A 12340-nucleotide genomic window follows, 5' to 3' on the forward strand; every position below is an offset into this window, starting at 1 on the left:
CCTTTATATACCATATTGTCAAATGACAAATTGATGACACCGGTCACTAAAAATAGATTGATAGATTGTATATAGTAGATGAGGTGATAATAGTAGCCCTAAGAAGAGGAGATTACATATGAAAAAATGCATAGCCGTATTTGTTGCAATGTTTATGCTTGTGCAACTTGTTCTGCCTAGTGTAGGAGTAGTTGGCGCAAGCAGCGAGGGAACAACAAATTTAACATTTCATAAGTTGGGCAATGGTACAAGTAGTAACACCGGTACGGTCTCGCCAGAAGGGACGATTGATGCAACTAAAATGTGGTTAAATACTACAATTAGTTCTCTGGTAGCCGATGACGAAGGCAATATTTACTTTATTAGAAGCGTAGCAGATGGACGTATTTACAAAGTAGATTCCAGCGGCATGCTGAGCACTTATGCAGGATTAGGTAAGATTGATGAAGCAGCAGCGCCTTATCAAGCCTATGAAGCAGGCAAGCTTGCTACTGAAACGTATGTGTACCAGCCAACTGCAATGACGCTTGATCGTCAAGGCCATTTATATGTTCAGTTTTTAAATCAACCATTTATAATGAAGATCGATGCCGACACAAAACTAACATCGTTTGCGTTTGGTTCAACGGGACATTTAACAACTCAAAATGGTCAGTCAGTTCCAGTTCCATATGAGTGGCAGACAGCTACTCCGACTGCAATTGAAGGTCTGAAGATGCCTTCTGCACCTAATGGGATAACCACAGATGCAGCTGGTGATTTATACTTTTCTATTCGTCAAGACGTTACCGTTCAAGGCTCTACAGCTTCCGTCATTTTTAAAATAGCAGACGGTAAGCTTCATTATATCGGACAGGTAGAGCAAGCGATCGGGGGCGGCATAGCGGTAGATTTGAAAGGACAAGTATATGCTGTTGCGCCGGGGCCGCAAAATCAACCTTGGCAATCTGTCATTTGGAAATTCGTAAAATCGGAAGCCTTTCCAGGACGCTATACCAGCGAAGTGTTTGCCAGCTCAGATGGTAAAGGGAATGCCAATCTTGGCGGTCATCATATTTGGCAACCGACGGGGATAGGCATTGACGCCAATGACAATATTTATGTAAGCGAAGGTACAAATAGAATAATCACTAAAATCGATAAGAACAACAGCAGAACAGTATGGGCAGGTATTGCTGTTAATACTGGTGTTAGTTCCGGCACTGTTGCACATGGCGGTGTTGCCAATGAACAAAAAATTGGAAATAGCAATGGGCAAACGAAGCTATACACGGTGACACCATCTGGTGTCGGCTATTTCATGAATTTAAGTAAAGTATTTGCTATTGAACCGGGAGTTACGCTTTCTTACGACGGTAGTGGCGCAAGTGGAGGATCGGCTCCAGCGACTAATGGGGTCAAGGTAGGAGCAAAAGCTACAATTGCAGGAAATACAGGAAATATGTTCAAGAACTTCCATACATTTGGTGTCTGGAACGATCAAGCGGATGGCAACGGAACGGACTATACTGCAGGTACGAGCATAGAGCTAACGGCCAGTAAGCAGCTATACGCGAAGTGGGTCGTGAATCAATATCAGTTAATCTACCGCGCGGGCAGTAACGGAACGCTCACAAAAGGCGAACAAAGTGGAGAGGCGAGCTTTACGCTCCAGGTTCCATATAACACGAAGGGTGCTAAAATAACGGCTGTTGCTAATCAAGGCTATGAGTTTACTGGTTGGGATGATGGAGTTGTTTCCCGAGATCGCGAGGATACCGCTCTCTTCGACAGGACACGAACAGCTAATTTCGTTAAGCTGCATACGGTGAGTTTCAATACGGATGGTGGTACAGCAATTCAGCCAGTGACGATTCGTAATGATATGCTGCTGCCCGCCATTAGCGATCCAACGCGTACTGGCTATTGGTTCGATGGTTGGTACACAGATGAAGCGCTAACGCAAGTATTCGATGCCAGCAAGAAGATTACAGCTGATCTGACGCTGCGTGCAAAGTGGTCACAAAACGTAGTCGTTAGTTTCAACACGAATCAAGGCAGTCCAATTGGAGCGAGCACGCTAGTCTACAATACGCTTCTAGGCAAGATTGAAGCAACAACGAAAGTAGGCCATACGTTTGCAGGCTGGTATACAGATAAAGAGCTAACGCAGGCGTTTGATGCAGAAGTGCCGATTACAAGCAATTTAACGCTGCATGCGAAGTGGGAAATTAATAAATATGCGGTAAGCTTTGTAGTAAATGATGGTTCAACTGTTCAACCACAAACGATCGCCCACGGTCAACCTATCCATGCGGCATTGGCAACGACGACGAGAACGGGTTATACATTCTTAAATTGGTACGTGGATGAAGAGCTAACAGAACCGTTTGAGACGGAAACCCCAGTAACGAGTGGGCTGACGTTGTATGCAAAGTGGGCTCTTAACACCTATACTGTATCATTTGAATCAAATGATGGGACTGCTGTAGCTTCTAAAGGGGTAGCTCATGATGGCGTATTAGGTACGATAGAAACAACAACGAAAGCAGGCCACACGTTTGCAGGCTGGTATACAGATAAAGAGCTAACGCAGGCGTTTGATGCAAATGCGCCGATTAAAAATAACGTAACGCTGTACGCGAAGTGGACGATTAACACGTACAAAGTAAACTTCGTAGTAAATGGCGGCTCGGCTGTAGAACCACAAGTGATTGTTTACAATGCGTTCATTGATAAGCAATTGACGAAAACAGATCGAGCAGGACATGCTTTTACAGGCTGGTATGTAAATGCAGAGTTGACGGAAGCAGCGGATACAGATGAAGCGATTACGAGCGATGTAACCCTGTACGCGAAATGGACGATTAACACGTACAAAGTAGATTTCGTAGTGAATGGCGGCTCAGTTGTTCAGGCACAAACGATTGCTTACAATCAACCCATTAATAATGGATTGGTGGTTAATCAACCAGGACATACCTTTGCAGGCTGGTATATAGATCAAGAGTTGACGCAAGTGTTCAATATGACGACACCGATTACGAAGGATATGACGCTGTACGCGAAGTGGACGATTAACACGTACAAAGTAAACTTCGTAGTAAATGGCGGTTCCGCTGTAGAACCACAAGCGATTGTTTACAATGCGTTCATTGATAAGCAATTGGCTAAAACAGATCGAGCAGGACATACGTTTACAGGCTGGTATGTAAATGCAGAGTTGACGAAAGCAGCGGATACAGATAAAGCGATTACGAGCGATGTAACCCTGTATGCGAAATGGACGATTAACATCTATACAGTATCATTTGAAACCAATGATGGTACTGAGGTAGCTACGCAAGAGATCGCGTATAACAAATTGCTTGATGCGCAACAGCTTGCAACTACTAAAGATAAGCATACATTTATTGGCTGGTATACGGATGAAGAGTTGAAGCAAGCATTTGCTGCGACAACACCGATTACGGGAGATCTGACGTTATATGCGATGTGGGTTGTTACACCGCCGGGCGCGCCGTCTATTACAGCGATTTCAGCCAGTGATGCAGGTATTGATTTGCAGTGGACTGCGGTGGAAGATGTAACTGGCTATGTTGTATATCAAAGCACTGTTGCGGGTGCAAAAGGTGAGCGGGTTGCAGAACTTGATGCTGATACAGTCAGTTATCAAGCGGTTAGTTTAACAAACGGAACGACTTATTATTATACCGTTGCTGCGGTTAACGATGGAGGCGGTATAGATTCTGTTCAGGTTCATGCTACACCAAAAGGAGTGCCAGCGGCACCTGCCAACGTTCAAGCAGTTGCAGGAAATGAACAAGTAACGTTGAGCTTTACAAGTCCTGCTCATAACGGCGGCAGTGAAATTGTGGAGTATATTGTAACGATTTTACCTGATGATACGACATTGAAAACGACGGATACCTCTGTTGTTGTGACAGGCTTGACGAATGGTAAGGCATATCGCTTTACGGTTATTGCTGTCAATGCGCAAGGTAATAGCGCAGCTTCCGAGTCTTCGGCTGCTGTAACTCCGTCCGCTCCGCCAACAGACGGCGGCGGCAATCCATCAACAGGCGGCAACAGCAATCCTCCAACGGGTGGCAATTCAACACCAAATCCCGTAACGACGACTAACGGTAAGCTGGAAATTGCTGCAGGAGCCCCGGGTAATACGAAATATGGTGAAGAGGTACAGGTTAAAATTCCGGCAGGCGCAACGGCGCAAAGCTTGAAGCTGACGGTTGAGGTTGTAACTCAGTTGGAAGGCTTAAATGTTAACGGTGAAGTGTTCGCCAGCTCCGTATATGAATTGTTGAAAAACTTTACTGACAATTTCCGAAATCCGATAACCCTAACATTTAAGTTCGATCAATCTCAAGTGAAAGCCAATCAGCATCCAGAAGTGTTCTATTTTAATGAAGAGAGCAAGCAATGGATCAGGGTTGGAGGAGAAGTTACAGGAAATATGATCAGTGTAGATGTGGATCATTTTACGAAATTTGCTGTATTGGTAGTAGACAATGTGACAGATATTCCTGATAACCAACCTAATTTTACGGACATTGCCGGGCATTGGGCAGAAGCTAGCATTAAAGATGCTGTTCAACGTGGCATCGTGTTAGGCTATACAGATGGTACATTTAGACCTCATGCACAAATTACACGCGCTGAATTTGCTACGATGCTGGCAGGTGCGCTGCAATTGAAAGTGGAGGGAACTGCGCTTGCATTTACTGATGAAGCTGAAATCGCCGCCTGGGCGAAAACGGCGATTGCTCATACAGTAGCGGCAGGAATTACAGTTGGATATGCGGATGGAAGTTTCCGTCCAAGCGCCAGCATTTCGCGGGCAGAGTTAACCGTAATGATTGCTCGCGCATCTGGCAAAGAAGCAACAGCCACGACAACCAGCTTTGCTGATGATCAAGACATTCCAGTATGGGCAAAAGCCTCAGTGCAAGCTGCTAAAGAAGCAGGCATCGTTAACGGGCTGGGACAAAACAGATTTGCGCCGCAGATGACAGCAACAAGAGCGGAAGCAATTGTTATGATCTTGAATTTGTTGGAAGCATTGAGCTAATACGAACCTGTAAAAGGGTCATTCGAATTTCGGAGACCACTAAAAAACCCTTTTTAAAAGAAAAGTTGAGTCTCATGAGTAATGTGTTATCGACTTAGATGCGGATGCGGGTTCCTCAAACGGAACTCGCATTTTTTGTAAGTGTGACAGATTAAACACCACTATGTTTGGTGGACTCAGGACAAAATCTTGTCCGTTCCTTGTAGACAACCGTAGACCAAAGCGATAAACTTGGGCAACAAGTGCTAAAATGCCGAGGGACGAAAATAGGAAATGAACCCCTGACAAAGCGTGACCCAGCGGGGAAAATGCGGACATGCCAATAAGGGTAAGGAGATAGGGTACGCTTGTTCAAATCCCCTTGCCTCCATACCCACCATGAAAAACCCGACCTCGTGAGGTCGGGTTTTTGCATTTTTTATTTTTGTTAAGGCAAATTTTTGTTGAGCTCCCTCGGTAAAATGTAGTTTTGTCACGAATGCTCACTATTTCGCAGGATCTCTCCCAATAGAAAAATCGCTATCCGGATAGAAGAGGGGATCTACCGTCAAATCGGTAGCCGAAGCGCATGCGGGAACAGAAGGGGCGAATTTTCGCTCCTTTTTTACTGCTCTGCTGCACGCTGCTCCACGCACCTCCGGAGGCTTTCACTCCCATTTCTCGACGGGTCTATGCCCTTTCATTCCTTCGTTACGCCTATCTAGAGGGTGGAGGCCGGTAATCCTAACGGTACGGGTCTATGCCCTTTTGTTTAATGCAATCCGGTACTCCGTGCAATCTTGAAATCCTGCGAATAAGCCCGTTTTTGTGCGGAGCGTGAAGCGATTAAGCAACCTGTTTCATAGGCAGAGCTCGATTCGGTTCGTAAGCTTCACCGCTGCGAGCTATGGCAACCAGAATGCGAGCCAACTTGCCGCAAAGCTTCATCACTGAGCGCATTGGCTTCATGCTTTTCGTCTTTACATTCATATCGTGCTGTCGTTTAAACGTTTCATCGTTCATAATGAGGGCCATGGTTGCCATGAACAGGGCATGTCGAAGTCTTGGTCGGCCACGTTTGCTGATGGACATTTGGCCCTTCCACTTACCTGAACTTGCTTCAGCTAGGTTGAGACCGGCATGCCGCAACAACGCATTGCCATGTGTATAGCCGCTGAGGTCGCCAGCTTCACCCAGAATCCCGGCGACTGACAGGATGCTCATACCCTTAATGGCCATCAACGGCTCGGCAAGCGGGATCCGGACCAATGTAGCCGCGACTTCATCCTCGATGACCTGCAACTGATCCATAGCCAGATCATATTCAGCCAGCAGCTGTTGTAGGTGAAGCTTGTAGGCTTTCTCTGCATGCTTGGCGCCGACGGAGCGAGCTGCTAGCGCCAGTAGCTCACCAGCTCTTCGTTCACCACTATGCCGTTTCATGACTGTTTTCCAGCCGTTGATTACCTGGCGAACGGTTAACTTTCGAAGATCGGCAGGCGTTGGAAAGAGACGCAGTGTGGCGAGCGACCCGGAGCCAATGAGGTGCTTATATACCTGCCTCAGCTCGGGAACACAATGTCGACCCAACGGTGGATCTGGTTCTTGACGCTGACGAGACGATGGACGATGGTCTCTCGATTCGCCATGAGCACTCGCAGTTCTACGAACACATCAATGGTATCTTTAATGACCGAGTAGTAGCCTTTTTTCACCATGTCGGCGATAACCAAGGCATCCTTGATGTCGCTTTTGGAGGGAGTATTATCTCGGTTTTCCTTGTTCTTTTTGACGAGATGAGGGTTTAATAGCACGACTTCGAGGCTTCGGTCTTTGAGCCAGTAGTGGCCAGTGGGTTCCATACCGATGATGGCATTGTTTAGTCTGTGTGTTTCCTGCAAATCTTTCATCCACTGCAGCAGCTGGTTAAAGCCTATATCGTTGTTCGAGAAGTGAAGCGGAGTGCCGAGCGAGATTCCACGGAAGTTGACAGCGCGAGCAACATGGGACTGCTGGGCGATGTCGATGCCGACGACAAGGTGCTGGGTTGAAATGCGTTCGAGCAGTTGATTTTGTTTAGTTTGAGCTTTAAAATTCAAGATAGAGCGACCTCCTTAAGATGGCTAAAGGGCTATGACCCGTGACTACCCCATCGTACCGGAGTCGCTCGTTTTAATGCAAAGCGCAAAATTAACGCTCTACAGGAATCCTAACGGAGAACGACAGTTCAGCGAACTATGTAGCAATCCAATATTTCCAGCACGTAAGCGTTTTTTAGTCTTTAAGAAAAAGTTTTTTATATTGAGAATGTACTTAGAAAAAATTCTGTATATAAAGGGGGACGATCTCCCTCGCCTCCATCATGTAAATCCACAACCGAATGAGGTTGTCTGTTACTTTACCCATAAGTTTGCCATGTGGCAAGCTTATGCTTCCTAAAAAGTGCGGAAACTTATACTTCAAAAGCAATTTTGAGTTCCATAAAAAATGCCACTACTCCTTATGAGTAGTAGTGGCATTTTCACTAATGTACTACCTATCTTGTTCGGTACAACGAAGAACGCCGTTTTTAATCAGCTATGTGCAGCGCTAATGGCCTATGTCGTTCACAAGGTTGTATAGTCACGCGAAATCTTATGTTCTTCCCCTATTGTTGATATGCCGATTTCTAGTCGAGCACATCAATATAAAGGAAGGAGACATGAGTATTATTTCGTATCGCCCCTGGTTCAGTCCATCTCATTTTTCTTTAGTAACAATAGGGGGTTCAGCCCCACAGCTCATTTTTTTGAATAGCAAGGTCGCAAGAAGTAAAGCGATGCATACAGCAGCAAGACCCAGCCAATTTAAATACAAGACTGATGTATGGCTGATGACAAGACCGCCTAGTCCAGATCCCAATGCAAAACCAAATTGGATGAAGGAAGTATTTAAGCTTAAGGCAATGTCCGGATTTCTAGGTACCAGAGTAACTAGATATAGCTGCTGAGCAGGGGATATACTCCAAGTGGCTAACATAAAGATCATAAAAATCAAAATCAATACAAAGAGGTTGACACCGGCTAGAGCGAATAAAAGGAGAGTTGCTCCTTGCAACAGGAGTCCGAGACAAATTGTGAATTTCGATCCCTTTGCATCTGCCAATTGTCCGCCCACTTTTGATCCGACGAAGCTGCAAATTCCGGCCAGGAATAGAATACCGCTAATTTCGGTTATGGAAAGAGAGGATGTGGCTTGCAAGAAAGGTGTAATATAAGTGAATAGTGTAGAGTAGCCGCCAATATAAAATAAAGTAATAACCAAGGCAGTCAGAATTTTTGTGTCTTTTAAAATGGAGAGTTGTATCCTGAGGGTAACTACTACTTCTTCTTTGATTGAAGGAACCTTGTTATAGATGATAATCAATGGGAGAACACTTAATAAGCCGATCCCTATAAACAAAACTCTCCATCCAAACATCTCACTAAAGAATGTACCAATTGGAACACCCAGCACGAGTGAACTGCTGAGCCCCATCAAAATAGTACCGATGGCAGTGCCCCTTTTTTCTTTTTCAACGAGTCGTGTCGCTACTGCCATAGCTACTACGGTAGCCATTCCTCCACTAGCCCCTTGAATAATTCGTACCCATAGTACGGTTTCGTAAGAAAGGTTTATCAACATTAGTCCGTTGCTGGCAATAAACACACTGAGAGTAGCCATGAGTAGCTTCTTGCGATCCATATTTATCGTTAGAGCGATCAGAATCGGAGCGATAATGGCCGCTGCGAGAGCAAATACAGTCACCAATAGCCCAGCTTCGGAAATAGATACTCTCAAGTCCACGGCGATCATTTCAATGACTCCTGTAATAATGTATTCAATGGTTCCGATCAGAAAAACAGCAAGTGCCAGGACATAGATGATCAGTTTGTTTTTCAATTCAATCCACTCCTCCTCCAGTTATCTATTTATAATCGGAATTTGTATCTCCATTAATTGTGCATCTTGTTGTATAATTTGTGGCAATGTGAAGCCCAATTCTTTTAGATAAAGATCCGGTTGAGCTGAAGAAGCTGGTCTGCTGAATAGTAACGGTAGCCGGTGTCGTGATCCACCTTTCTCGGCCTTAATATGCCAATCTGGTCATAATAGCGCAATGTTTTTAAGGAGACCTTGCTTAGCCTCGAAAACCCACTGATTTTAAACAAAATATCACCTCTAATCTATAACATAATGGAAGTATACAGTTTCCCGTGCAGGGGAAAGACAAGCGTGCGAAGTTATCATTCAAGCAAGAACATTTTCAGGTTTTTATCTATAAATAGGGAATCAGGTTCATGCTGTCCGATGCCTGCGCAATGTCCCCATTTCGATTCAATCGGGAGGAAGAACGCACCAGGCATATGTTGTGCCTCATATTTGCTATCCTGGGGAGGAAAGAAAAGGTCCGTGCTTCCCGGCATAACCAGCGCCCGTGCTGTAATCTTGCTTAATGCAAGTTCAAAATCGCCGTCATACGCTGGATCTGTGCTACTGTCGCCGGTGATTCCGGTATGCAACATGGTGATCAGGTCATTGGCATCAAAGGTCAAAAACACTTTATCCCAGTAATCCACGAGATATTCCTCCAGTGTGTGGTAGCCCTCTTGCTGATAGAGCTGCTCTAGATAATAAGCCTGAGAGAATCCCCAAGCTGCATAGACTCGACCCATGGCTGCCAATCCCGCTGTGGGCTGCTGCGTGTAAAAGCCACTCTTCCAGGCAGCATCAGCCTTAAGGGCAGCGATCATTCCTTCAAATACAACCTTTGCATGTGGCCGGGTCTTGGCAGTCCCTCCGAATGGAGCAATTCGCTCGACCATATCGGGATAGCTTGCTCCCCACTGAAAGGTCTGCACGGCTCCGAGTGACCAGCCTACTACGAGAGCGATTTTCGTAATGCCAAACTTTTGGGTAATCAGTTGATGCTGCAGCCGCACATTATCATAAATCGAAATCTGCGGAAAATTAGCTTGATGATAAGGCGGGGGCGTATTGCTTGGCGAGGAGGATAATCCATTACCCAGCATATTTGGGATGATGATAAAATACTTTTCCGGATCCAGTGCCTTACTAGGCCCAATTAACCATTCATTATCGGTATGCAGACCTGCAAACCAGGTAGGGTACACAATCACATTATTTTTTGCTGCATTTAGTGTTCCGTAAGTTTTATAGGCGAGAACGGTATGTGGCAGGGTGTCACCGGATTGCAGCAGAACATCCCCCAGTTCATAAATTTCATAATCTCTCATATAAAATCTCCTTTTCATAACTAAAGATGGAATACCATTCTTGTCATCACTCTACGATGATGCTATTGTTAAGTCAAAGAAACGTTTATGAACACAATGTTCATTTTTTTTGAACTAAAGGTGGGATGTACCATGGAACTGCGCCAACTAAAGACCTTTTCTACGCTTGCTTCTACACTTAACTTTAGCCGCGCTGCAGAAGTTCAAAACTATGTTCCCTCAACGGTTACGATGCAGATGAAGGCTTTGGAGGGAGAACTGGGTGTTAAGCTGGTGGACAGATTGGGTAAAAAAGTGATCCTGACCGATGCGGGGAGAAGTTTTCTGCGCTATGTAGACAACATATTGAGTGAGCTTGAAGAAGCAAAGCATGCAGTCAAGCAATCCGGCGAGTTGACGGGTACGGTGGTCATAAGTGCAGATGAAACGTTGTGCACGTACCGGCTGCCGGCTGTACTACGCCGGTTCCGCTTGCGCTATCCGGGGATTAGGCTGATGTTTCGACCGCTGGCTAGTCCGAACCTCAAACAGAGCTTGCGGGAAGGGGGCGCGGACATTATTTTTATGCTGGATGAAGACAAGGGCGAGACAGGATTTTGCGGAGTAAAAGTGCTGGATGAGCCCTTTTATGTACTGGTAGCGCCCGATCATCCTTTGACTGCACGTACAGCGTTGGCTATTGAAGATTTTAATGGCCAGACCTTTTTGTTGACGGAGAAAGGATGCTCCTATCGCACGTTTTTTGAGCGAAGTCTGTCACAGAAGGGCATGGGAGGAATTACCGAATTGGAGTTTAACAGCGCTGAGGCGATTAAACAATGTGCAAAAATAGGAATGGGCATCGCCATGTTGCCTGAAATGGCCGTGACAGCAGAAGTGAATCGGGGAGAACTGGTTCCGTTGCCGTGGGATTTGACCGCCACATCATTTTCAACCCAAATGTTTTGGCATGAAGAGAAGTGGATCTCGCCTGCGATCGAAGCCTTTTTGAACTTGACCCGAGATACATTTTTGAAAAATAGCACCCTATAAAAAAGTGGTGCGCCGTGTAAAAAGAATCACGAGAACCGCAGCCATGATGATGTACAGAAAATGCTTATCCGGTTTCATAAGAATCAAGCCGGACGGTGGGCGTTATTCATTTTATTAGTAGGTACGTTCATGGTTATTTTGGATATTTTTATCGTTAATGTTGCGATTCCCACAATTCAAGTAAGTTTAGAGACCACTTCAACGCAAATTTAATTTATCGTGGCAGCGTATATTTTGTCTTAAGCCGTATTCTTAATCACTGGAGTTCGTTTTGGTGATTGGCTAGGAAGAAAGAAGATGTTTATGATCGGGATGGGCGTATTTATGCTACCACGATCGTCGATTGCCAAGGCGCAAGAGGCGGGAATAATCGCTTCCCACCGCTTGCCTGAAGAGTATCGGGATTTACAGGTATGGTTTGTTCACAGGCATGAATTGATTTACTCTAGCGCGTTGTCAAGATGACTACAATTAATTGATGTAAAGCAAAGATAGTTAACTCGCAACAATAGAGTCGAGTGTGTGGTGGGATGCATCACCAAACAACCTCAACATCACACTCCGGCGAATTGTGGATCACGCCATGACTCGCCTTCACCACATGTAAGACCCCATCCGCGTAAGGATGGGGTCTTTGCTATGCTCGATGGACCGATATGATTGCAGCTAAAAGAGCAGGATGTATTAAAGTTTTAGTGAAAACGGGTTCGGGTGAAAAAGATTTGGCTAAATATCGAAGTAATCAATTTTTTGGAGAATGGCTGGAGGCTACCCCAGACTATATAGCTGAGAATTCATTAGATGCCGTGAACTGGCTGTTAAAGTAAATGTTCTGGGACAAAATAAATAGGACAGTATGATGATAGGCAGTAGGATAGAGCGATTGGAGAAATTTAAATTGAGGGCCATACAGTCAACAGAACGAGGCTGCTAATATGGAATGGCAGCCTCGTTGAGCTATTGGGCAGTTTGCATCAGTAAACTA

Annotated in this window: 6 protein-coding genes and 2 pseudogenes; 4 read left to right on the top strand and 4 right to left on the bottom strand. The window is 45.2% G+C overall.

The features are described 5' to 3' along the window. Positions 1–118: 118 nt before the first annotated feature. Positions 119–5068, top strand: a complete 4950-nt coding sequence (locus E0496_RS29000) for an InlB B-repeat-containing protein (protein ID WP_141505310.1) — start codon at positions 119–121, stop codon at positions 5066–5068. Between the two features lie 825 nt (positions 5069–5893). Here the strand turns inward: E0496_RS29000 and E0496_RS29005 are convergent. From E0496_RS29005 to E0496_RS29020, 4 genes and pseudogenes are all read right to left on the bottom strand, one after another. Then, positions 5894–7146: pseudogene (locus E0496_RS29005) on the bottom strand (IS110 family RNA-guided transposase). A 640-nt stretch (positions 7147–7786) separates the two neighbouring features. Next, positions 7787–8968 (bottom strand): MFS transporter, encoded by a 1182-nt coding sequence (locus tag E0496_RS29010; protein ID WP_141505311.1) that lies wholly within the window; start codon positions 8966–8968, stop codon positions 7787–7789. A 42-nt stretch (positions 8969–9010) separates the two neighbouring features. After that, a pseudogene (locus E0496_RS29015) lies at positions 9011–9237 on the bottom strand (MerR family transcriptional regulator); the annotation flags it as partial. 75 nt (positions 9238–9312) lie between these two features. Further along, positions 9313–10323 (bottom strand): alpha/beta fold hydrolase, encoded by a 1011-nt coding sequence (locus E0496_RS29020; RefSeq protein ID WP_141505312.1) that lies wholly within the window; start codon positions 10321–10323, stop codon positions 9313–9315. Positions 10324–10455: 132 nt separating this feature from the next. On the opposite strand from E0496_RS29020, the gene E0496_RS29025 reads away from it, so the two are divergent. The 3 genes from E0496_RS29025 to E0496_RS29035 all read left to right on the top strand — a co-directional run bounded on the left by E0496_RS29025 (position 10456) and on the right by E0496_RS29035 (position 12182). Beyond that, positions 10456–11355, top strand: a complete 900-nt coding sequence (locus E0496_RS29025) for a LysR family transcriptional regulator (RefSeq protein ID WP_141505314.1) — start codon at positions 10456–10458, stop codon at positions 11353–11355. Positions 11356–11652: 297 nt separating this feature from the next. Beyond that, positions 11653–11820 carry a type 2 periplasmic-binding domain-containing protein gene (locus tag E0496_RS29030; protein ID WP_241675030.1) on the top strand — a complete coding sequence of 56 codons (168 nt, stop codon included), beginning with the start codon at positions 11653–11655 and terminating at the stop codon, positions 11818–11820. Positions 11821–12011: 191 nt separating this feature from the next. Further along, positions 12012–12182: a hypothetical protein gene (locus tag E0496_RS29035; RefSeq protein WP_241675031.1), complete on the top strand. Its 171-nt coding sequence runs from the start codon at positions 12012–12014 to the stop codon at positions 12180–12182. The last annotated feature ends 158 nt before the right edge of the window (positions 12183–12340 follow it).

The sequence above is a fragment of the Paenibacillus luteus genome, from assembly GCF_006542765.1.
Classification (GTDB): Bacteria; Bacillota; Bacilli; order Paenibacillales; family Paenibacillaceae; genus Pristimantibacillus; species Pristimantibacillus luteus.